Genomic DNA, 23,580 nt, shown 5'->3' on the forward strand with positions numbered 1-23,580 from the left:
TTGCACGATTATTCAAGGAAGAAATATGAGCAAAGTTCTCGTGGTAGATGACGATTTGGGGATCCAGAAACAGTTAAAATGGTGTTTAACTGATTTTGATGTTGTGTATGCCGACGACCGCGCATCTGCGATCAACCAACTGAGACGTTTCGAGCCCGCTGTGGTAACGCTGGATTTAGGTTTGCCACCTGACCCGACTAATGCCTCAGAAGGACTCAAGACACTTGAGGAAATCTTAGCATTATCACCACATACCAAAGTCATTGTAGTGACGGGTAATAATGATAAAGAAAATGCCTTGCAAGCTATAGATCTGGGTGCATACGACTTTTACCAAAAACCGATCGACTCTGACACTATGAAGATCCTGGTGTCTAGGGCCTTGCATGTATCGAGTTTAGAATCTGAAAACCGTAAGTTGTTACAAGCTCGGCCGGCCATGGGACGAATAGTCGGCACGTCTGAATCTATACAAGCTGTCAGTCGTCGCGCTGAAAAAATTGCTAAAACAGATATTTCTACGTTATTGCTGGGCGAAAGTGGCACGGGAAAAGAGGTTTTTGCGCGTTCAATCCATGAAGCATCACCTAGAGCAGATAAAGCATTTGTTGCGATAAACTGTGCCTCGATCCCAGAAAACTTATTAGAAAGTGAGTTGTTCGGCTATGAAAAAGGGGCATTTACAGGGGCGAATAAAACCACTTTAGGTAAGATTGAAACGGCTCAAGGCGGTACATTGTTCCTCGATGAGATCGGTGATATGCCAATCGGTTTACAGGCCAAAATGTTACGTTTTCTGCAAGAACGAGTGATTGAACGGGTCGGTGGACGCAGTGAAATTCCAGTTGATATTCGAGTTGTGTGTGCAACGCATAGAAACCTACAAACAATGGTCGCTGAAGAGACATTTCGTGAAGATTTATTTTATCGTGTAGGTGAGATGGTCATAGAAATACCACCATTGAAAGAACGTGATAAAGATGTCGTGTTGTTAGCAAAAACATTTTTAGCACAGTATGCAGAAGACTTTAATAGCAAGGTTAAAGGCTTTAGTGATAACGCGATTCAAGCGATGCTAGAACATCATTGGCCTGGCAATATTCGTGAACTACAGAATAAACTGAAGTCTGCGGTTATTTTGGCAGAAGGAACAATGATTCAAGCGTCAGATTTGTCTTTACGCGTATCGGGTGAAACAGCAGAGCAAGAAGTATTTAATTTACGAAGCGTTAGAGAAGAAGCTGAGTCTCGGGCAATCCGTCGAGCATATAACCAAGTGGACGGAAATATTTCAAAAACAGCAGAGTTACTCGGTGTTACACGTCCTACTTTGTACTCTTTGATTGATAAATATTCATTAGAGGATTTAAAAACAAGCGCATAAGCAGTATGCTTCAAGAATAATATTGTGTTGTGAGGACAGCATGCACCGTTTCTTGAAGCATATACAAAAAATGATTTTATTCGTCAGTGTGTTGGGGTGTTTTGTGACCCAGGCAGACACTGTCGCGTTAAACAATCTAGAAGCAGTTTACGCAGATTCGTTGACATTGACCGAATGTGAGCAAAACGAGGCTGCTTTTTCTACGCTAAACATCTCAAACTTAGTTCCCACTCTTACGTCAAACAACGCAAGTATTACAGCACCTTCCTTGATCCGTTATTGCGCAACACAATTACGCAATCCAGGTAATGCTCCCTTTGTGTTGTATCATGGGCATTCGACTCGTGGGGTAGTGGTTTTGTTTCACGGCTTGAGTGATTCCCCCTTTTATATGGAGTCGATTGCACAAGCTGCTTTCACAGCTGGCTACAATGTCGTAGTCGGTTTACTTCCCGGACATGGTTTGCGAGAAAATGCGTTGGCCGTATTACATGATGCAAATTTGAAAAGTATTTGGCGTCAACATGTCGCACAAGTCATCCACGCTGCAAAACCACTGGGGCAGGACTTGATTTTGGGTGGTTTCTCAACTGGAGGCGCATTAGTGACAGACTATGCGTTACAAAATAGTTCTGAGGTGACGGGGGTGGCTTTATTCTCTGGGGCCTTACGTTTACCACCTAATGCTGAGGCATTGACCAAGTTTCCTTTCGCTAAATACATTGCGCAGTGGACTGAGTTATCTTACCAAACCTCAGGGGCTAATCCCTTTAAGTATCCCAGTGTATCGAGTTATGCAGCTGGTGAATTGATGGCTATCATTCGCGATATTCGACGTGTACTATCCAACAATCAGTCGCTTGATTTACCAATTTTTGTGGCACACTCCGAACATGATTGGGTGACGCCAATCGGTGGTGTAGAGGAATTAACTGCGAATGTGAATGGCGAACATACTTTCTTTAGGATCGCGAAATCTTTGGCAGTGTGTCATGACGCACTGCCTATGAGTAGTGCTCAAATCCAACTCATTCCTCAGCCAGAGAAATTAACAACGGATAGTTGCAGTCAGAAAAAAGCAAATCCGGTGCATGCCAAGATGCTAGGGATGTTTGAATTTTTCTTAGTAAATCAATCTAGTACGTTTAACAATAACAATAACAATAATAATAATTAGTAGGAGTTGGCTATGCGTGGTTTTTTTTGGATATTAATCGCTGTTTATATTTTCTTGTATTTCTATGCAGTGTATTTGTATGAAGAGTTTAGTGTTTGGTTGATTATCGCGCTATTAGTGGCTATCGCGATCAGTTATTGGGTGCACAAGAATAAAGGGGCGTTAACTAAACAAGTCCATCATGTTGAAGTAGATACCCAACCCTTATCCTTATGGCAGTCACCCTTTCCTTACCTATTAATAGGCCTTGGTGCATTTTTGTTATGGTTTGTATTGTTGTGAAGCGTGATTAAATTTCACTGTTTTGTATGCTTTTTAAGCATTGCATTCAGAAAGATATTCCCTAAATACAGAAAATATCACAACTTTTTAACAAGTTAATTTATCAGATGACTTGAATACGGATTCTTAGTTACTATATAGATAGTTTATAATTACAAAAATTAGAGAGCAACATGGCTATTAATTATGTGCCTTTAGATAAGGCAGTTCACAAAGATCTTAAACTTTCCACAAAACCAGATTATTCTTTTACCGAAAGTACTCATATCGCAGCGGCAAGCATTCGCGAATATCCACAACTAGCGACGGCTATGCCAATTGTTTTCATCAAGGATGAAAGTACCGGCAATCACCACTCTGTTGCTATGTTAGGTGTTGAGCAACAGAAAAATTTATATATGAATGATGGTAAATGGCAAGCGCCACAAGTGCCAATGAACATTCAGCGTTACCCTTTTGATATCCGCCCAGACGGTGACAAGCTAGGTTTGTACATCGACGAGAATAGTGATTTATTAGGATCAGAAGGCACTAGTTTATTCACTGAAGACGGTGAAGCATCGGAATTATTGCAAAACCGCCTACAATTTATGGATTTACTGGCTAACAGTGAGCGTCTAACAGCTGAATTCATTAAGAAGGTTGTCGAGTTAGAATTGTTGACTGAAATTGAAATCCGTTATGTGACTGTAAATAACGAGCGTCGCACAATCACTGGTATGCTTAGCATTGATGAGCCTAAGCTACTTGATTTAGCTGATGAAGAAGTTGTCGCATTACACAAAAAAGGTTTCTTAGGTGCACTGTATGCCATCATGATGTCTTTGGGCCAGCTTAATCGTTTAGTTGAGTTATCCAATAACACTGAAAGTCCAATTCGTTCGTTACAAATTGTGAACTTAGCTCAAGAAGCAGCAGCGAAAGCAAAAGCGGAAACAGAAGCTGCGCAATAATCTCCTTGGGATATCAGCCAAATAAAGCCTCGCATTAGCGGGGTTTTTTTTGGCTTAAAATTAATAAATCGAATGGAATCAATACCTTTAATTTTACTGTATAAAAAAACACCATACCATTGTCTGTTTTTACTTACATTTGACTTGACCAAACCAAAAATTGACCATAAACTGCAAATAAGTGGGTAAAAGTGGCACAAAGTGGATCAAATAAGTTAGTTCACGTTTAAAAATCTTATTTTCACAATGCCACCCTTACAAAATTCAATGAGATAATAACAATAAAAGGTCTGGGGCATGTTCCGCGGTGCTAATGCAATTAATCTAGATAGTAAAGGCAGGGTGGCGATACCGACAAAGTATCGACAATCTTTGCTAGATGATTGTCAGGGGCAGCTGGTTTGCACGATCGATACTAAACAAAGTTGTTTGCTACTTTATCCACTTCACGAATGGGAAGAAATTGAACTAAAACTTGCCAGACTCTCCACTATGAATACCGCTGAGCGTCGGATTATTCGTCTTACCTTGGGCTACGCTTCTGAAGGTGATATGGATAAAAGCGGACGTTTCTTACTCCCCCCCCCACTGAGACAACATGCCAAGCTAGATAAGCAAATTATGCTAGTTGGGCAGTTAAACAAATTTGAAATTTGGGATGCTGACATTTGGCAGAAACAAATTGAAGAAGACATCCAGACTGAACAACTGGGTGGTTTTGAGTTGACTGAACGATTACAGGACTTTTCCTTATGATGGACCCGGCGCATTATTCAGTGTTACTCAAAGAGTCGCTAGCAGGATTAGCGATTAAACCTGATGGTATTTATGTCGATGCGACTTTTGGTCGTGGCGGTCATTCGAGTGCTATTTTGGCTGAGTTAGGTCCACAGGGTCGTTTATTTGCCTTTGACCGTGATCCTCAAGCAATTGTTGCTGCCGAGAAGTTTGCCGGTGATACTCGATTTAGAATCTTTCATGCTGCTTTTGCTGATATGCAGTCATGCCTTGCAGAAGCTTTAGATATTCATCACGTTGATGGTGTATTGATGGATTTAGGTGTGTCATCTCCGCAGTTAGACCAAGCTGAGCGTGGGTTTAGTTTTCTCCGTGATGGCCCACTCGATATGCGTATGGATACTACTAAAGGGCAAAGTGCAGCCCAATGGTTAACGTATGCTGACGAACAAGATATTGCACAGGTTATAAAGGAATTTGGCGAAGAAAAATTCGGCAAGCGCATCGCGCACGCGATTGCGAACACGCGCAAAGAGACGCCCCTTACGAGTACGTTGCAATTAGCACAAATTATCAGTGATGCCATGCCTGTTAAAGACAAGCACAAACATCCTGCGACACGTGCATTTCAAGGGATCCGAATTTATATAAATAGTGAGTTAGATCAGTTAAGAGATGGTCTGAAGGCGGCTACGGCCATGCTTAAGCCGGCAGGACGTTTGTCGATCATTAGTTTTCATTCTTTGGAAGACCGTTTGGTAAAACGTTTTATGAAGGACCAAGCAAAAGGCAAATCGGCACCGCGTAATATGCCAATTACCCAAGCCGAAATTGATGCAGATAAGGTGCTAAAAATAGTCGGAAAAGCGCACAAAGCGAGTGAATCTGAGTTGCAAGAAAATATTCGTTCGCGCAGTGCAGTGTTGCGGGTGGCAGAAAAATTATGATGCAGACAGATAACCAACTCGTCAATATTTTGCTAAAGGATCTAGCCCGCAACTTCATGCGGGTTTTGTTGTTTATAGCGGTTATTGTGACAGCCTTTGGTGTCATTCTCTCGGTCCATGAAAATCGTCAGCTATCTATAAAATTAGAAGAGTTAATGCAAGAACAGGATGAGCTTGATGTCGAATGGCGGCACTTGGTGCTAGAACAAAGCGCATTGACTGAACACAACCGTATCGAAACTATGGTCCAGCAAAAGCTCAATATGCGTCGCCCTACCACCACAGAAGAAATCGTAGTGGTGATTGAATGAGTAAGTCCTATACAGAAAAAAACACTACAGAGAAGAAAGTTGCTCCAGCGGTCGTGACATGGCGGTTTGTTCTGGTTGTTGTGGCGATAATGTTAGTGTTTACAGGGATTGGCACTCGAGCAGCCTATATTCAAGTAATTGAACCGGATCAACTGATCAAACAAGGTGATAATCGGACCAAAAGAACCCGAAATACTCCAGCTCATAGAGGCTTGATCACCGACCGTCATGGTGAAGAATTAGCGGTGTCTATTCCGGTTCGAGCTATCTATGCGGATCCAAAAATTGTTGCTCAGCAGAATTCGTTAGCTGATACCAGACGTTGGTCAGCCCTAGCCAAAGTGTTAAATCAAAATGTGACCAAGCTACAAGAAAAAGTGAGTAATCCGAAACGTCGCTTTGTGTATTTACAACGTCAAGTGACGCCAGCTATGGCAAATTATGTCGAAGAACTGGATATTCCAGGCGTATATTTGCGCAATGAATCACGTCGTTATTATCCAGCTGGGGAAGTTTCTGCGCATGTCATTGGATTCACTAACGTGGATGATAAGGGCATCGAAGGTATCGAAAGTTTGTTTAATACGCATTTGACGGGTAAAGCCGCCAAACGTGTAATTCGCCGTGATGGACGCGGTCGCCAGGTTGAGTTATTACGCGAAGAAAAAGGCGAAAAAGCCAAGGATTTACAGCTGACGATTGACCAGCGCATCCAAGCACTGGCGTACAAAGAAATCAAAAAAGCGTTAACCTTGTATCAAGCCCGTTCAGCTTCTGCGATTGTGGTAGACGTAGAAACTGCGGAAGTCCTCGCATTGGTCAACGGACCGTCATACAACCCAAACAATCGCAGCAATGTAGGTTCACATCGTATTCGTAATCGTGTGGTGACGGATGCTTTTGAACCAGGTTCTGCAGTCAAACCATTAGCTGTGCTCAGTGCACTAGAGTTTGGTACTACCGAAAAAGATGCCCTCATCGATACGCACCCAGGCTGGATGCGCCTTGGGGGGAGTCGAGTGTCGGATAGCCGTAATTACGGCGAAATTGACTTGCGAACCATCATTCAAAAATCATCCAATATGGGTACCTCAAAGCTAGCGTTATCTGTACCCAAAGAGTTTTTATTAGATACTTATTACAATATCGGACTGATGAGCGAGACCGGCATGAATATGCTGGGCGAAAGTAATGGTATTTTCCATGAGCGCAACCGCTGGTCTGATTTTGAATTGGCAACGTTATCTTTTGGTTACGGCTTATCGGTCACTACAGCCCAGTTAGCGCGCATGTATACCACGCTAGCAAATGGTGGCATTAATCAGGAATTATCCATCATTAAAAATATGGATAAGGCTGCAGGAGAACGTGTTTTCTCAACAGAAAACACACAGTATGTTTTAGAACTTATGGAAAGCGTGACGCAAAAAGACGGTTCAGGGACCAAAGCCGCAGTACCGGGGTATCGAGTGGCTGGTAAAACGGGGACCAGTAGAAAAGCGGTCGCCGGTGGATATGGCGAAGAATACGTGAATATTTTCGCTGGCGTGGCGCCTGTTTCAGATCCGCAACTCGTCGTAGTTGTTCTCGTCAATGAACCCGCTGGGGATTTATATTATGCCGGCGATACTGCAGCACCTGTGTTTTCAAAGATCATGAGTGGTAGTTTACAAATTTTAAATGTTGCACCCGATGCACAAAATAATAATAACGTAGCGCAAATAAGTGCGCTGGAGGATGAATAGTCATTATGATTAATCTTACTTTACACGACATTATACAGCATTTTGCTCGTTCTGAATTGCTTGATGATAGCACCATACTGGCAGCAGATAACGATATTAAATCCAGCGAGTTAATTATTTCAGGTGTCTCTACTGATACTAGGACGATACAACCTGGGGATGTGTTTATTGCATTGGTTGGGCCAAATTTTAATGGTCATGCGTTTATTTCTGAAGCACGTCAGAAAGGTGCTGTAGCAGCTATTGTGAGTGAGCCTACACAAACATTTATTCCAGAAATCATTGTGTCTGATACCAAGTTGGCACTTGGCGAGTTAGGTGCATTTGTTAAACAACAAGTCAATCCTAAAACAATCGCGATTACTGGGAGCTGTGGCAAAACCACCGTTAAGGAAATGGTAACAGCGATATTGCAAGAGTGTGGGTCAGTATTATCAACTAATGGTAATTATAACAATGATATTGGTGTACCACTAACATTGTTGAGAATCGAAGAACATCATGAATTCGCGGTGATTGAGATGGGGGCAAATCATCTTGGGGAAATCGCGTATACAACAAAGCTAACTCAGCCAGACGTCGCAACTATTGTCAACGCAGATGCCGCACATTTAGAAGGGTTTGGTAGTTTATTTGGGGTCGCTCGTGCCAAAAGTGAAATTTTTAAAGGCCTAGGTCCTCAAGGCACCGCAATCTTAAATTACGATAGCCAATTTCATGATTTTTGGCGTGGTAAGTTAGCCAACGAGTTTATTTATTCCTTCTCATTAAATGAAGCACCGGGCGGCAATGCTGATTACACTGCGGAATCTGTCGGTCTAGCGTATAACGGTTGTGCGCATTTCATTATGCATACCCCGATTGGCGAGATGAACATTGAGCTGACTTTACCAGGCTTGCACAATGTGGGCAACGCATTACTAGCCGCTGCACTAAGTATCAATGTTGGTGCTAGTTTAGAACATGTTCGGGATGGTTTGGCGAAAATGCAAAACGTTGCAGGTCGCTTGCATGTCAAACAAATATCAGAACAAGTACGTTTGATTGATGATACTTACAATGCTGCTGTGGGTTCAGTTAAAGCGGCTATTGAGCTACTAAGTCAGTATGAAGGAAAACGCGTTTTGGTTTTAGGTGATATGGCAGAGCTAGGTGATAAAGCGCGTTACTATCATGAAGAAATAGGTACATTGGCCAAAGATAAAGGTATTGAGTATTTGTTTACTCTGGGTGTATTAAGCCAATCAGCGAGTCAAGTCTTTGGGGCAAATGGAGCTCACTTTTCAGCGATTGATGCACTCAACGATACGCTATATAACACCTTGTACAACACACCTGAGAATATCACTATTTTGGTTAAAGGCTCCCGCTCAGCTCGCATGGAAAGAGTCGTCAAAGCACTGGAGGAATCCCCCGTGGGAAAGCTTGATAGAAGCCGAGGGCTTATCGCGTGTTAATACTTATTACCGATTGGTTGATGCAATTTGATGTAGGCTTTAGTGTCCTAGGGTATCTTACTTTACGTACCATACTTGCAACGTTAACGGCATTACTTATGGCTATTTTGATTGGCCCAAAAATGATTTTATGGTTACAAAAATTGCAGATCGGGCAAACCGTTCGCGATGATGGTCCTGAATCGCACTTGCAAAAAATGGGGACACCGACCATGGGCGGTGTACTTATTTTGGCAGCGATTTTGACCAGTGTACTGTTGTGGGCGGACCTCAGTAATGAGTATGTTTGGGTAACGTTAACTATAGTTGTTGGTTACGGTGTTGTGGGTTTTGTAGATGATTATCGTAAAGTCGTCCGCAAAGATGCAAAAGGACTGATCGCACGCTGGAAATATCTGTGGCAATCCATTATCGCTTTAGCAGTGGCGATTTACTTATATGCCAATGCCACCTCTCCAGAACAAACTGCGTTAGTTGTCCCCTTTTTCAAAGATGTTATGCCTCAATTGGGGATGTTCTATATCGTTGTTGTATATTTTACGGTTGTGGGTAGTAGTAATGCAGTGAATCTGACGGATGGTCTAGATGGTCTTGCCATAGTACCAACCATATTGGTTGCTGGCGCATTAGCCATTTTTGCTTATGTCACTGGCAATATTAACTTCTCCGAATATTTACATATTCCATATATTCCACAGGTCAGTGAATTAGTCATTATCTGTGGTGCGATTATTGGTGCCGGTTTGGGTTTCTTATGGTTCAACGCTTACCCTGCCCAAGTATTTATGGGGGATGTGGGTTCATTAGCACTAGGTGGCACACTGGGTATAATCGCTGTGTTGGTCCGTCAGGAAATCGTATTGATCATTCTAGGTGGTATTTTTGTTATTGAAACCTTGTCGGTCATTATTCAAGTAGGTTCTTTTAAATTAAGAGGTAAGCGGGTTTTTCGTATGGCACCGATTCATCATCATTTTGAGTTAAAAGGTTGGCCAGAGCCAAAGGTTATCGTCCGTTTTTGGATCATTTCGTTAATTCTTGTTTTAGTCGGACTTGCGACTTTGAAGTTGAGATAGGCACCCAATGACAACACAATCCTTACAACAACTGTTTCAAGCTAGGCACGCTTCATCAGGCCCAGTCGAAACACGTCTATATGATTTGGGATTGATTTGTATTGTCATTGCACTAATTGCTTTAGGTATCGTTATTGTCGGTTCAGCTTCGATGCCTGAAGGCACTGCAAAGTTCGATAATCCGTACCATTTCATCATACGTCATATTATCTTTGCCGGACTTGCCTGTATGGTTGGGATGTTTACGCTAACAATACCTATGTCTGTATGGCAAAAGTACAATCCATATTTGTTGTTTGCTGCTTTCTTGCTGCTAGTTGCAGTATTACTTATTGGTCGAAGTGTGAACGGGGCAATGCGTTGGATCACCATCGGACCGATTAATATCCAAGCGGCAGAGCCCGCTAAATTATTCTTTTTTAGCTACCTTGCTGGGTACTTGGTCCGCCGCTATGAAGAAGTAACAGAAAACTTAAAGGGCTTCTTAAAACCTTTAGCCGTATTCTTTGTGTTTGGTGTTTTACTCCTTAATCAGCCAGATTTTGGGACCACAGTGGTGATGTTTATTACCACAATTGGATTATTGTTTTTAGTGGGTGCCAAAATTTATCAGTTCGTGGGTATTGTGATTACAGGTGGCTTCCTAGGAGTGGCGATGATCATATTTGCCGAATATCGGATGCGTCGAATTACTGCGTTTTTAGATCCTTGGGCCGACCCTTTTGGTAGTGGTTATCAGCTGACACAGTCATTGATGGCGTATGGTCGTGGTGATTGGTTTGGTCAAGGTTTGGGTAACAGCCTGCAAAAATTACAATTTTTACCAGAAGCTCATACCGATTTTATCGTCGCCATTTTAGCCGAGGAATTAGGTTATGTGGGCGTCTTATGCTTACTGGGTTTAATCATGGCTTTGGTGATGAAAGCGTTGTTTTTAGGTAAACGCGCACTACACAATGATATGGCATTTTCTGGTTATTTTGCTTATGCCATTGGTATTTGGTTTAGCTTTCAAACCGTCGTGAATGTCGGTGCCAGTGCAGGCGCATTACCGACCAAAGGACTGACTTTACCACTTGTTAGTTATGGTGGTTCAAGTTTGATCGTCATGGCGATTGCGGTTTCGGTATTGATTCGTATTGATTACGAATGTCGTTGCAACGAGATGCGGTTGGCCGAGGCAAAGCCAGTGAAAAAGAAAGCGACCAAGCGCAAGCCAAAAAAACAGATTGTGATTGACGATGAGTCCCTTGCTCCTGCAGGCGGTACTGAGCCAGAGGTGCAAAATGCCTAAATTAATGATCATGGCAGGTGGTACTGGTGGACATATTTTTCCGGGAATAGCCGTCGCAGAAGCATTACCAAAGAATTGGGAAGTGATATGGTTAGGGACGGCAGACCGTATGGAAGCTGATATTATACCAAAACACAATATTCCTTTTTTCACAATCGAAATAAAAGGTATCCGTGGGAATGGATTATTGCGGATGTTAGCTTTACCGTTGACGTTAGCAAAGGCGGTTTATCAAGCATATCGCATTATTCTTCACGAACAGCCTGATGCTGTTTTAGGAATGGGGGGCTATGCCAGTGGACCTGGCGGGATTGCAACTAAATTAGCGGGCTTACCTTTGTACTTACATGAACAAAATGCAGTATTGGGAATGACGAATCGTTGGTTAAGCAAAATTGCTAACCACCTGTTTACGGGTTTCCCGTTATCCAATACAGGTACATTAGTGGGCAATCCAGTGCGTCAGGCGTTTGGACAAATACCTGAACCTATTCAGCGAACGATATCTGACAAACTGTCAATTCTAGTAGTGGGTGGTTCGTTGGGGGCCAAGGTTTTAAACGAGACATTACCAGAAATATTCAGTGAAATCGGTGGTTTTGTAGTGGTGCACCAGTGCGGTAAAGGTAACACTCAAAAAGTGACCGCTAACTATGCAAGTGCACTCAAATCAACGAATAACGCCAGCGCTAGTGAAAATGAAATAGTGCTGACAGATTTTATCGATGATATGGCGAGTGCTTTTGCCCAAGCCGATATCATCATTTGTCGAGCGGGTGCATTGACCGTGGCAGAGGTTGCAATGGCAGGAAGAACCGCAATTTTTGTTCCTCTGCCCAGTGCAGTGAATGATCACCAGACGCGTAATGCAGAATACTTAAGTCTAAATGATGCGGCTTATCTAGTGCCCCAGGCACAAATAAAACCACAAATAAGAGAGATACTCACTACACTTAAAGCTGCGCCAAACAAGAGCTTTGACAAAAGTATACTAGTAAAATCCTATGCCCGTTTTGCTGCAGCAGAAAAAATAGTAACGCATATTATTGATAATACAGTGGTGCGCACATGATTAAAAAAATAGCCGTTTTGTTAGGCGGAACGTCTGCCGAGCGAGAGGTCTCATTGGCTTCCGGTACCGCTGTTGCGCGCGCACTAACAACATTACAACTCCCACACATAGAGTTCGATACTGCCAAGCGCCAACTGCATGAATTAGTAGAGGAAGGTGTGAGTCACGCTTTTATCATGTTGCATGGTCGTGGAGGTGAAGATGGCACCGTCCAAGGAGCCTTAGAATTTATGGAGATCCCTTATACGGGTACAGGTGTTTTAGGTTCTGCATTATGCATGGATAAAGTACGTACTAAACAAATCTGGCAAGCATTGGGATTACCCACTGCCGGCTATCAAGAAGTCCGAAGACCTCTGGAGTTAGCTGAAGCTAAAGCGTGTTTAGAGCAACTATCTGGTCAGGTAATGGTCAAACCAAGCCATGAAGGTTCCAGTATCGGAATGGCAAAAGTAGATACCGCTGAAGATTTAGTAAAAGCGGTAGCAACAGCCTTGCTCATTGATGACTCCGTGTTGATTGAATCTTATATTAATGGGCCAGAATACACTGTCGCAATTCTTGGTGATAAGGCTTTACCGAGTATTAAAATGGCAACGCCAAATGCATTTTATGATTATGAGGCAAAGTACCAAAATAGTACGACTGAGTATTTTTGTCCAAGCGGTTTAAGTGCCGAACAAGAAGTAATCTTGGGTGATTTGTGCATCGCTGCATTTAATGCAGCCTCAGCTAAAGGTTGGGGACGAGTAGATGTCATGCAAAATGAACAAGGCGAATTTATTTTATTAGAAGTCAATACTGTGCCAGGGATGACTGAAAAAAGTTTAGTACCCAAAGCAGCCGCCCAAGCAGGACTGGATTTTACCCAATTAGTAGCCACGATTATTCAGCAAGCGTTTCAGGTTGAAATGCAACACATAGGCAGTACTGAATGACGCATAACACTGAACATACAGACCATGCCACTGATGCACGAGCCCGTTCTTTCGGGTTAGCTTTTTTGCTGGCAGTGTGTTTTGGTTTAGCGGTAGGTGCAGTGCAATTGTGGCAGTGGATGATGGATGCCCAAAAAACACCTATTCATCAAATACAGATAACGGGCAAGACGTCATATATTGATGAAACATTGTTAAGAGCCGTTATTAGAGCGCAAAATAAAGCGAGTTTTTTTGCTTTAAATATTGATGAAGTGCATCAGCAAGTGGTCAGTCAACCTTGGATTTACCAAGCATCCGTTAGGAAAAAATGGCCCAACACATTACAAGTCTTTGTGGTAGAACAAGAGCCTGTTGCGCATTGGAATAACGATTTATTGATCAACGCCCAAGGGCAACCATTTGCAGGTAAAGTAAAATTAGCAGGGTTACCTGAGTTGTATGGTCCAAATGGCGCCGAGAAAACAGCACTTTCAGGCTTGAACTCGATGCGTTTATTGCTTAAAAGTCAAAATATGGACGTTAAATCTTTGATTTTGACCGAGCGCTTTGCTTGGCAAGTGACATTAGACAACGGTATCCAGTTGAACTTGGGGCGACAAGAATTTATTAATAGGTTACAACGCTTTGTCAATCTTTACCCACTCTTGGAAAGTCAAGGTAAGCCCATTAAGTATGTGGACTTACGCTATGACACAGGTGCGGCAGTGGGTTGGCAGGTTTAAGTAGTAGAAATTTCAGGGTTCAAAAATGTCAAAAGTGGAAAGTGGCAATATTATTTTCGGTTTGGATGTGGGAACACACCAAATAAAAGCGCTCGCGGGTGAAGTTCTGGCGGATGGTTTTATCAATATTGTGGGAGTTGGCACTCATCCTGCTAAAGGAATGGACAAAGGAGGAGTAAACGATCTAAACCTCGTCGCTCAGTCCATTCAAAAAGCGGTGAATGAAATGGAAGTCTTTGCTAATTGTAAAGCCTCAAGTGTGAATTTAGCGATAACAGGCCGCCATGTTCAATGTCAAAATGAAAGTGGTATGGTGCCGATTAATCATCATGAAGTTGATCAAGATGATATTGATAATGTCATCCATGCTGCTCGGTCCGTACCCATTCCCGCTGAACGCAGGATATTGCACGTTCTTCCCCAGGAATACTCTGTTGATGTACAAGAACGGGTAAAAAATCCTATGGGCATGTCAGGTGTCCGGATGGAGGCGAATGTGCACATGATTACGTGTGCAGATGACATGGCAAAAAACTATATTAAATGCACTGACCGAGCTGAAATAAAGGTTGAGCAAATGGTATTTTCTGCTTTAGCATCGAGTTACTCAGTGTTGACAGATGATGAGCGAGAGTTAGGTGTCTGTGTGGTTGATATTGGTGCTGGGACCATTGATTTAGTGATATACGCCGAAGGAGCTATTCGACATAGTGCAGTTATTCCTGTAGCCGGGAATCAAATTACGGGTGATATCGCAAAAATATTTAGAACACCGATTAACAACGCCGAAGCATTAAAAGTGAAATATGCCTGTGCATTAAAAGATATGGTGAACCAAGAGCAAACGATTCAAGTTCCGAGCGTTGGCGGACGTGAAGCAAGGAACATGGCAAGACACACGTTAGCTGAGGTGATTGAGCCAAGATATCAAGAAATTTTTGAACTGGTACGCGACCAAATCCGTTCTAGTGGTTTAGATGAGCAAATTGCTGCAGGGCTAGTTTTGACTGGTGGAAGTGCAAAAATGGAAGGGGCAGTTGAGTTTGCAGAAGAAATTTTTCAGATGCCGGTGCGTATTGGCAAACCTTTACAAGTAAAAGGTTTAACAGATTATGTCAATGATCCATCAATGGCAGTAGCAACTGGTTTATTACAATATGGCAGAGCAGAACTGGATGAGACTCAAACCATACAGAAAATGCCAGAAGAAAGTGTATTTAAAAGAATAAAAGCCTGGTTTAAGGGCGAATTTTAAATTTATAAGTTGTATAATAACGACATAAATTGGAGAGCAATATGTTTGAATTAATAGACGACGATAGTTCAGAAGCGGTCATCAAAGTCATCGGTGTTGGCGGTGGCGGCGGTAATGCTGTAGAACACATGGTAAAAAATACGGTTGAGGGAGTTCAATTCATCTCTATCAACACAGATGCTCAGGTACTTAAAAAGTCAAATGCTGACACCATATTACAAATCGGTAATAACGTCACTAAGGGCCTTGGTGCTGGTGCTGATCCAAATGTTGGACGTGAAGCAGCCCATGAAGACCGTGAAACTATTCGCCAAAGCATTGATGGTGCCGATATGGTATTCATTACTGCTGGTATGGGTGGTGGTACTGGTACTGGTGCAGCCCCAGAAGTGGCAAAGATTGCCCGTGAAATGGGTATCTTAAGTGTTGCAGTTGTGACACGTCCGTTCCCATTTGAAGGTAAGAAACGTAACTCTTATGCATCACAAGGGATTGATGAATTAGCCAAACATGTTGATTCACTCATTACTATTCCAAATGAAAAACTCTTAAAAGTTTTGGGTAAGGGGACACCTTTATTGAAAGCTTTTGAGGCAGCTAATGATGTGTTACTGGGTTCAGTTCGCGGTATTGCTGAGTTGATTACCACCGAAGGTTTAGTCAATGTCGATTTCGCGGATGTGAAAACAGTGATGTCAGAAATGGGTACTGCAATGATGGGTACCGGAACTGCTTCAGGTGAAGATCGTGCTGAAGAAGCTGCTAGCCAAGCAATTGCTTGCCCGCTGTTAGAAGATATCGATTTATCTGGTGCACGTGGCATTTTGGTCAACATCACAGCTGGTCCTGATTTTGCGATTGATGAATTTGAAACCGTTGGTAATGCAGTGCGTGCCTTCGCATCAGAAAATGCGACTGTTGTTGTGGGTACTGTGATTGATATGGAAATGGAATCAGAGATCCGAGTTACAGTTGTTGCGACTGGTATTGGCCAAGATAAGCCTGAAATATCGCTAGTTACACCAGATACTCCGGTACGTACAAGTGCAGTCAGTCACTCGTCTTCAGTGCCTAGTGGTAATGCTCAAACAGCAACAAAACTAGAAGCGGAAGATGAAGATTTGGAATATTTAGATATTCCAGCATTTTTGCGTAAACAAGCAGACTAATATTTGACTGTTAACTGGTATGACCATATAATATGCCTCCAGTTTTAAAGGGTTAAGCGATGATTAGACAGCGTACCATCAAACATTCTGTACAAGAGACAGGAATTGGCTTACACAAAGGCGAAAAAGTGACTATGACTTTGCGCCCAGCACCTGCCAACACAGGTATTGTGTTTCGCCGAGTTGATTTGCACCCGCATGTCGACATTCCTTCACGTGCTGACGCAGTAAAAGATACTGTGTTGTGTACCTGTATCAGTAATACTGATGGCGTGACTATACATACCGTTGAACACCTAGCCTCAGCTCTCGCAGGTTTAGGTATTGACAATATCATCGTCGAAGTTAACAGTCATGAATTACCTATAATGGATGGTAGTGCTAGCCCATTTGTTTTCCTCTTACAGTCTGCGGGCATCGAGGAATTAAATGCGCCAAAACAATTCCTTAAAATGATCAAAACGGTGCGTGTTGAGGATGGTGATAAATGGGCAGAACTTCAGCCTTATAACGGCTTCAAAGTTGATTTTGCTATAGACTTTGACCATCCAGTGATTAGTCAAACTCGTCAACATATGGAACTCGATTTTAGTTCCGATTCTTATATCGACCATGTTTCAAGAGCGCGAACTTTTGGTTTCATGCGAGACTTGGAAACGATGAACGCTATGGATCTTGCTTTAGGTGGCTCGATGAATAATGCTGTCGCATTAGATGAGTACCGTGTGTTAAATCCTGAAGGTTTACGTTATGAAGATGAATTCCTAAAGCATAAGGTACTTGATGCCGTGGGTGATTTATATCTTGGTGGCCATAGTATTATCGGATTAATGTCAGCTTATAAAACGGGCCATGGTTTAAATAATAAACTACTAAATGCTGTACTCACCCAAACCGATGCTTGGGAATACGTCACATATGAAGATACAGTTAATGCACCAATTCAGTATCTGAATCCTGTTTTGGGTTTTAACTAAGCCTGCAAACTCAGTTAATCCTATTTTTTTCAGACGATATTCTCTAATTTTTTGTTCTTAATATGTAAATAACAGATGATTAGTTTGTAATCTACTGCTTTTACGTTAAAATTATGGCCTTATTTTTTTAGGTCATATTATGAAATTTACTATCCAATTAGAAAAAGCAGAAAAGCGTTATGCGCTATCTTTTTCTGCACGTAAATTTTTGACCTGCTGCGTACTCGGTATCTCTTTATTACTCATCTCCAGTCGTTCAACGTTTTTACCGAATGACGAAGCTCAACGTGTTAATTTAGTTAAGCAAGGCTTGTTACAACAGCAAGTCATGATCAGTGATCTACAAGCTGAAAACACGCAATATTTAGTTTCATTGGCACAGACCATACAAAAATTAGATGCACAACTGACACAATTGAAAGTTCAGCAGCAAGTGTTAGCTGATTCAGTCAATGTAGAAATGCCAGTTCTGAAAGACGTTGGTTCTAGCAGTACTAACCCGTTGTCAGAGATTGAAAGCATTGACAATCCACTGCTTGAAAAATTAGAAAATTTAACACAGAAAATTAAAAGACAGACTGCAGAGCTCACCGTCCTTGAAAATATTCTGTTGAATACCCATATCAATAATGAACAGCGAATCGCTGGACGACCGATACACAAAGGGTGGTTATCTTCGTACTATGGTAAACGCAATGACCCGTTTACCGGTAAACCCGCTATGCACAAAGGCATCGATTTTGCTGGTCGCGAGGGTGATCCTGTCATAACAACGGCAGCAGGGGTAATTACCTGGGCCGGTGAACGATATGGATATGGCAATTTGGTTGAAATAAATCATGGTAATGGCCTGGTATCAAGATACGGTCATAACCACAGTATTAATGTGCAGGTAGGTGAGGTCGTCACCAAAGGGCACACAATTGCATTATTAGGGAATACCGGGCGCTCAACAGGGGCTCATGTTCACTATGAAATCATTAAGAACGGTAAACAGATAGACCCGTTACCTTTCGTCTATCGTCAATAATTATAACGGAATAAAAATATCCATGTTTTCTTCAATCGCACGCAAAATATTTGGTAGTCGTAACGATCGTATTCTCAAAAAAATAAATAAATCAGTTAAGCTCATTGCTGCTTTAGAACCAGAGATGGAAGCATTATCCGATGCGGAACTAAAAGCAAAAACCCAAGCTTTTCAAGCCAAAATTAAAGAAGGTATCGCATTAGATGATTTAATTATCGAAGCGTTTGCTGTCGTGCGTGAAGCGAGCAAACGTGTCTATGGAATGCGTCCATTTGATACACAGATGACTGGCGGTATTGTACTCCAGCAAGGAAAGATTGCGGAAATGAGAACTGGTGAAGGTAAAACACTCACCTCTACATTATCGACATACTTAAACGCATTGACTGGGCGTGGTGTTCACGTCATCACTGTAAATGATTATCTAGCGCAACGTGATGCTGACTGGTCGCGTGATTTATATGATTTTTTAGGCCTAACGGTCGGTTGTAACATCGCTGGAATGAGTCATGACGCGAAAGTTGCGGCTTACGCATGTGATATTACTTATGGTACGAATAACGAATTTGGTTTTGATTATTTGCGCGATAATATGGCGTTTAGTCCAGAGCATCGAGTACAACGTGGATTATTTTATGCCGTTATCGATGAGGTTGATTCCATCCTAATTGACGAAGCGAGAACCCCATTAATCATCTCGGGTGCTGCCGAAGATAGCTCTGCTTTATACAAGCAGATCAATGCGTTAGTCCCCAAATTAATTGAACAAGATAAAGAGGATGAAGAGGGTGAAATGGGCGATGGCCATTACACCATAGATGAAAAAGGTAAACAGGTTCATTTAACCGAAAATGGCCAAGTTTTTGTTGAAGAATTGTTATTAGAGGCCGGCGTTTTACAAGAAGGCCAGTCTTTGTTTTCATCTGCCAATATCGCATTATTACAGCATGTAAATTCTGCATTAAAAGCGCATAAGTTGTTTGCTAAAGACGTCGACTATATCGTGAAAGATGGCGATATTGTCATTGTTGATGAACATACCGGTAGAACGATGGAAGGTCGTCGTTGGTCAGAAGGTTTACACCAAGCAGTCGAAGCGAAAGAAGGTGTCAACATTCAAAATGAAAACCAAACGTTAGCTTCAATTACTTTCCAGAATTATTTCCGTTTGTACGAAAAACTAGGTGGTATGACGGGGACGGCTGATACTGAGGCGTTTGAGTTCCAGCATATTTACGGCTTAGAAACGGTTATTATTCCAACAAACAGACCGATGATTCGCAACGATATGGCGGATTTAATTTATCGTACGGCGCAAGAAAAATATGAAGCCATAGTTAACGATATTCTCGTTTGTGTGGAAAAAGGCCAGCCGGTATTGGTGGGTACAGTATCGATTGAAAATTCAGAGTTAATTTCAGCGTTCTTGAAAAAACGAAAGATTAAACACAACGTACTAAATGCTAAATTTCACGAACAGGAAGCCGACATTGTTGCCCAAGCGGGTTTACCCTCAGCTGTCACCATTGCAACTAACATGGCCGGTCGAGGAACCGATATTGTTCTTGGTGGTAATTTACAAGTTGAGTTGGCTAAATTAGCCGAAAATGACACTGAAGCGAGGGACCGTGCCAAAGCCAAATGGCAAGAGCGCCATGATGCAGTATTAGCCTCTGGTGGTTTACATATTATTGGTACAGAGCGCCATGAATCTCGCCGTATCGATAATCAGTTACGTGGTCGTTCAGGGCGTCAGGGGGATCCTGGTTCTTCGCGTTTTTATCTTTCTTTAGAAGATGCTCTTATGCGTATTTTTGCTTCAGAAAAAATGGGCAATATGATGCAGCGTTTAGGGATGGAAGAGGGCGAAGCAATCGAGCATCCTTGGGTATCACGTGCTATTGAAAATGCTCAACGCAAGGTTGAAGGGCGTAACTTTGATATTCGTAAGCAACTTCTAGAATATGATGATGTGGCGAATGATCAGCGTAAAGTTATTTATGAGCAACGCAATGAATTGTTGAATGACGGTGATATCGGTGAAACGATTAGTGCAATTAGAAATGATGTCGTTGATGGTGTTATTAGTGCATATATCCCACCACAATCTTTAGAAGAAATGTGGGACGTGCCAGCATTAGAAGAACGTTTACGTGCCGACTTCACACTCGATTTACCGATCCAGCAGTGGTTAGATGAAGACGATAAGTTATATGAAGAGCGTTTAAGAGATAAAATCCACGCAGAGATTGAAGGTGCATACCAGGCCAAGGTTGAACAAGTGGGTCCTGATGTAATGCGTCAATTTGAAAAGGCGGTTATGTTACAAAGCCTTGATAACCATTGGAAAGAACATTTAGCGGCGATGGATTATTTGCGCCAAGGTATTCATTTACGTGGTTACGCACAAAAAAATCCTAAGCAAGAATACAAACGTGAATCATTTGAACTGTTTTCTGACATGTTAGAAAACCTTAAAGTGGAAGTCATTAGTTTATTGAGTAAGGTTCAAGTCCAAGCTGAATCTGATGTAGAGGCCGTAGAAGAACAACGTAAAGCCGCTGCAGAACAACCTACACAAACCAATGCATCACAAGGGCAAGGTTCTGTGTCGATTGGGCGTCGTGAAGGTCCTAAAGTCGGGCGTAATGATCCTTGTCCATGTGGGTCCGGTAAAAAATACAAGCAGTGCCACGGCAAACTGTAAATTGGTAGGTGTAGTAAAATAATCGTTTACGGGTATGGAGAATACTTTGAATAAAGCACACAAGCATACCGTAAACGTTGCCGTAGGTATTATTTTACGTGATACCGCATGCTTCGTCACAAAACGTAATGAGACAGTCCACCAAGGCGGTAAATGGGAATTTCCAGGGGGTAAAGTAGAACGAGACGAAAATGTCACTGATGCCTTAGCCCGTGAGTTACGAGAAGAACTTGGGATTGACGTTATAGATTCAGAGCCCTTTATGCACATCGAACATGATTATGGCGATAAACATGTCACATTACATATTCATACCGTTTCGTCTTTTACCGGTGAACCTAGAGGATGTGAGGGGCAGCAAGGTGCATGGGTGTTGCTTGAGGATTTACAAAAGCTGCGCTTTCCAGATGCGAATAAAGCTATTATCACAAAACTAGAAGCGCAGTATTTATAATCAAAACTGAACAGCTACCACTCAAATTTATCAGCAGTAGAAAAAGCAACGTTTGATTGTTTGTAAGCTGCTTCATTAACAAAATGTGGATAAATAGTCTTATCACCTTGTAACAATAGTTCAGAACCATCAAACATAGCAAAAATAGGCTCACCTACTGCTACTGGTTTAAAGTCACCATCGAGTAAGTTAGGGTGTACCAGGCCAATAATCTGATCTTCTTCATCCATTGGAAATAATACAACTTCACCAAAACGATAGGTATCTACGGGCTGGCTTGTTGGTATGGCTTGTTTGTTATAGAGGTCGACGTATGCCAAAATTATTTGTAGCATATTCTGGCATTGGGCAAAAATATCAGCTCTCGATACACCTTGTGGTTGGGCACCTATTTCCAACATAATACCTCGCTTACCAACGGTACATAGATAAGGGTGCTCTTGGTATGGGACTTCATCTTCCAATAATATATTTGCTTCAGGCATGTGCTGTTTCAAATATCTCGCCATCTCTCGATAAAAATCACTATCTTCAAGTACAATAAGTGTAGGCCCCATAGCAGAAGTTGTATTGTGTATATCAATAACCAGATCAGTTAAAGGGGCTTGTTTTGGACCGATTTTTTGATTCAAAATTTTTGCCAAGTTTAACTCGTACAGCATACTGTTGGAGCTTTTAAGGTTGTCGAGATGAAACTGACGGTTAAGGTCGACATCAATAAAACGGACATTGGCGGCTATGGCTTCTGCGTTTGCTAGGATAAAAGATAAAACAATATCATCATAGTACGTGATAGGGAAATTTTGCAGGTGTCTGACAAGTTGGATACCTGTCAGCTCGTTGCCATGTGTACCACCCACAATGGCAATTGATTGCACTTCAGGCATGTTAATCTTCCTTAAAGAAGTGGTCTGGTTGTTCAGCAAGTAAGGCTTCTATGTCTTCAATACTTGGTAGTTCTGTTGTTTCTTGGTCTTTGTTGGCACCACAAGGTATGGTTTTTTCTTCATTCGCCCATTCGCCAAGATCGATTAATTGGCATTGTTTACTACAAAACGGACGAAACTTCGAAGCATCACACCACTCCACCTTTTTTCCACAATTTGGACAATCAACTTGCATTAACACCCTGCCATTTTAAATGTAATTGTTTCTTCCATACTGCTAGATTGATTTTCATCTGGAGTAAAGCGCATAAATCGGATTGAGTAACGATATTTGTTACCACTGAGAGTGGGATAATAACCTTTATTCGGAGTTTGTTCGACACGAATTAATTCAACTTTACTATCTGCTACACCTTGGTAAAAGCCATTAGGAGCGTTTTGTTCACTTAGAGATTTACGATTTCTTATGAATGACAGCGCTACGTTGACACAGTCTTGCAATAATGCCAAGTCATTTAACCAGCGCTGACAATCGGCTAACTTTGCATCATCTTCTAAACTTAACCAGTAATGGAGTTTGGGAAGGTCAAAAGAGCAGGTTGCTCCAGGAATGGAAAATCGTTGACGTATTGCCGTTAAAAATTTGTCTGCTTTGAGTTCTTTCCCTATCCGCGACGTGTTTTTTAATCGATTAAGAACATCTAACACGTCATTTTTAGTGGAATTTAGTGCGTCTTGGTCTACATCAGGGAATTCCAACCAAGCATCTAGGACGAGTAAGTAATTATTTAGATCGCGTAGGAGTTCGGTTTTTAAATCAATTCTTTCGATCAGATCGAGTAAAGTAAAAAAATCACGAAAAAACTGGATTTCAGTGTGTTGTTTGCAAATTTTATCGGGATCATGCAAAGCATTGAACAAGTGTTCAACTCTTAGATAATTCCTCACTTTTTCATTAAGTGGGAATTCATATACTGCAAAACTCATGTCACACTCCTCTAC

General features: G+C 41.9%; 23 protein-coding genes. 20 read left to right on the forward strand and 3 right to left on the reverse strand.

What is annotated here, in order from left to right:
- The first annotated feature begins 25 nt into the window (after positions 1-25).
- From prsR to mutT, 20 genes are all read left to right on the forward strand, one after another.
- Complete coding sequence (prsR, locus tag NLF92_RS03255) at positions 26-1,384, forward strand: PEP-CTERM-box response regulator transcription factor (RefSeq protein ID WP_254098833.1); 1,359 nt, start codon at positions 26-28, stop codon at positions 1,382-1,384.
- A gap of 40 nt (positions 1,385-1,424) precedes the next feature.
- A complete protein-coding gene (locus NLF92_RS03260; RefSeq protein WP_254098835.1) occupies positions 1,425-2,561 on the forward strand; it encodes an alpha/beta hydrolase in 1,137 nt (378 codons plus the stop codon).
- 12 nt (positions 2,562-2,573) lie between these two features.
- Positions 2,574-2,843, forward strand: coding sequence for a hypothetical protein (locus tag NLF92_RS03265; protein ID WP_254098837.1), 270 nt, complete (start codon positions 2,574-2,576; stop codon positions 2,841-2,843).
- A gap of 173 nt (positions 2,844-3,016) precedes the next feature.
- Complete coding sequence (locus NLF92_RS03270) at positions 3,017-3,796, forward strand: SapC family protein (RefSeq protein ID WP_254098839.1); 780 nt, start codon at positions 3,017-3,019, stop codon at positions 3,794-3,796.
- A gap of 297 nt (positions 3,797-4,093) precedes the next feature.
- The gene (mraZ, locus tag NLF92_RS03275) at positions 4,094-4,552 is read left to right on the forward strand and encodes a division/cell wall cluster transcriptional repressor MraZ (protein WP_254098841.1); all 459 of its coding nucleotides are present in this window, start codon (positions 4,094-4,096) and stop codon (positions 4,550-4,552) included.
- A complete protein-coding gene (rsmH, locus tag NLF92_RS03280; protein ID WP_254098843.1) occupies positions 4,549-5,481 on the forward strand; it encodes a 16S rRNA (cytosine(1402)-N(4))-methyltransferase RsmH in 933 nt (310 codons plus the stop codon). The genes mraZ and rsmH overlap by 4 nt, the downstream gene beginning before the upstream one ends.
- The gene (gene ftsL, locus NLF92_RS03285; RefSeq protein ID WP_254098845.1) at positions 5,478-5,792 is read left to right on the forward strand and encodes a cell division protein FtsL; all 315 of its coding nucleotides are present in this window, start codon (positions 5,478-5,480) and stop codon (positions 5,790-5,792) included. The genes rsmH and ftsL overlap by 4 nt, the downstream gene beginning before the upstream one ends.
- Positions 5,789-7,537, forward strand: coding sequence for a penicillin-binding transpeptidase domain-containing protein (locus NLF92_RS03290; protein ID WP_254098847.1), 1,749 nt, complete (start codon positions 5,789-5,791; stop codon positions 7,535-7,537). The genes ftsL and NLF92_RS03290 overlap by 4 nt, the downstream gene beginning before the upstream one ends.
- Before the next feature lie 5 nt (positions 7,538-7,542).
- Positions 7,543-8,994 (forward strand): UDP-N-acetylmuramoyl-tripeptide--D-alanyl-D-alanine ligase, encoded by a 1,452-nt coding sequence (locus NLF92_RS03295; RefSeq protein WP_254098849.1) that lies wholly within the window; start codon positions 7,543-7,545, stop codon positions 8,992-8,994.
- On the forward strand, positions 8,988-10,070 hold the full coding sequence (gene mraY / locus NLF92_RS03300; protein WP_254098851.1) for a phospho-N-acetylmuramoyl-pentapeptide-transferase: 1,083 nt from the start codon (positions 8,988-8,990) through the stop codon (positions 10,068-10,070). Before NLF92_RS03295 ends, mraY begins: the two co-directional genes overlap by 7 nt.
- 7 nt (positions 10,071-10,077) lie before the next feature.
- On the forward strand, positions 10,078-11,364 hold the full coding sequence (gene ftsW, locus NLF92_RS03305) for a cell division protein FtsW (RefSeq protein WP_254098852.1): 1,287 nt from the start codon (positions 10,078-10,080) through the stop codon (positions 11,362-11,364).
- Positions 11,357-12,436 carry an undecaprenyldiphospho-muramoylpentapeptide beta-N-acetylglucosaminyltransferase gene (gene murG, locus NLF92_RS03310; protein ID WP_254098854.1) on the forward strand — a complete coding sequence of 360 codons (1,080 nt, stop codon included), beginning with the start codon at positions 11,357-11,359 and terminating at the stop codon, positions 12,434-12,436. The genes ftsW and murG overlap by 8 nt, the downstream gene beginning before the upstream one ends.
- Entirely contained in the window at positions 12,433-13,374 is a 942-nt protein-coding gene (locus NLF92_RS03315; RefSeq protein WP_254098856.1) for a D-alanine--D-alanine ligase, read from the forward strand. Before murG ends, NLF92_RS03315 begins: the two co-directional genes overlap by 4 nt.
- A complete protein-coding gene (locus NLF92_RS03320) occupies positions 13,371-14,099 on the forward strand; it encodes a cell division protein FtsQ/DivIB (RefSeq protein WP_254098858.1) in 729 nt (242 codons plus the stop codon). The genes NLF92_RS03315 and NLF92_RS03320 overlap by 4 nt, the downstream gene beginning before the upstream one ends.
- A gap of 25 nt (positions 14,100-14,124) precedes the next feature.
- Positions 14,125-15,354, forward strand: a complete 1,230-nt coding sequence (gene ftsA / locus NLF92_RS03325) for a cell division protein FtsA (RefSeq protein WP_254098860.1) — start codon at positions 14,125-14,127, stop codon at positions 15,352-15,354.
- A gap of 41 nt (positions 15,355-15,395) precedes the next feature.
- The gene (gene ftsZ, locus NLF92_RS03330; RefSeq protein ID WP_254098862.1) at positions 15,396-16,523 is read left to right on the forward strand and encodes a cell division protein FtsZ; all 1,128 of its coding nucleotides are present in this window, start codon (positions 15,396-15,398) and stop codon (positions 16,521-16,523) included.
- 59 nt (positions 16,524-16,582) lie between these two features.
- On the forward strand, positions 16,583-17,500 hold the full coding sequence (lpxC, locus tag NLF92_RS03335) for a UDP-3-O-acyl-N-acetylglucosamine deacetylase (RefSeq protein ID WP_254098864.1): 918 nt from the start codon (positions 16,583-16,585) through the stop codon (positions 17,498-17,500).
- A gap of 139 nt (positions 17,501-17,639) precedes the next feature.
- A complete protein-coding gene (locus NLF92_RS03340; protein WP_254098866.1) occupies positions 17,640-18,530 on the forward strand; it encodes a M23 family metallopeptidase in 891 nt (296 codons plus the stop codon).
- Positions 18,531-18,552: 22 nt separating this feature from the next.
- On the forward strand, positions 18,553-21,237 hold the full coding sequence (gene secA / locus NLF92_RS03345) for a preprotein translocase subunit SecA (RefSeq protein ID WP_254098868.1): 2,685 nt from the start codon (positions 18,553-18,555) through the stop codon (positions 21,235-21,237).
- Between the two features lie 34 nt (positions 21,238-21,271).
- Positions 21,272-21,691 (forward strand): 8-oxo-dGTP diphosphatase MutT, encoded by a 420-nt coding sequence (gene mutT, locus NLF92_RS03350; protein ID WP_254098870.1) that lies wholly within the window; start codon positions 21,272-21,274, stop codon positions 21,689-21,691.
- Between the two features lie 14 nt (positions 21,692-21,705).
- On the opposite strand, the gene NLF92_RS03355 is transcribed toward mutT, so the two are convergent.
- Genes NLF92_RS03355 through zapD form a run of 3 tightly spaced genes read right to left on the reverse strand, consistent with a single transcriptional unit; the run spans position 21,706 to position 23,565 of the window.
- Positions 21,706-22,578 carry an aspartoacylase gene (locus tag NLF92_RS03355; protein WP_254098872.1) on the reverse strand — a complete coding sequence of 291 codons (873 nt, stop codon included), beginning with the start codon at positions 22,576-22,578 and terminating at the stop codon, positions 21,706-21,708.
- 1 nt (position 22,579) lies between these two features.
- The gene (gene yacG / locus NLF92_RS03360; RefSeq protein WP_254098874.1) at positions 22,580-22,813 is read right to left on the reverse strand and encodes a DNA gyrase inhibitor YacG; all 234 of its coding nucleotides are present in this window, start codon (positions 22,811-22,813) and stop codon (positions 22,580-22,582) included.
- Complete coding sequence (gene zapD / locus NLF92_RS03365) at positions 22,813-23,565, reverse strand: cell division protein ZapD (protein WP_254098876.1); 753 nt, start codon at positions 23,563-23,565, stop codon at positions 22,813-22,815. The genes yacG and zapD overlap by 1 nt, the downstream gene beginning before the upstream one ends.
- Positions 23,566-23,580 lie beyond the last annotated feature (15 nt).

The sequence above is a fragment of the Opacimonas viscosa genome (assembly GCF_024199005.1).
GTDB lineage: Bacteria > Pseudomonadota > Gammaproteobacteria > Enterobacterales > Alteromonadaceae > Opacimonas > Opacimonas viscosa.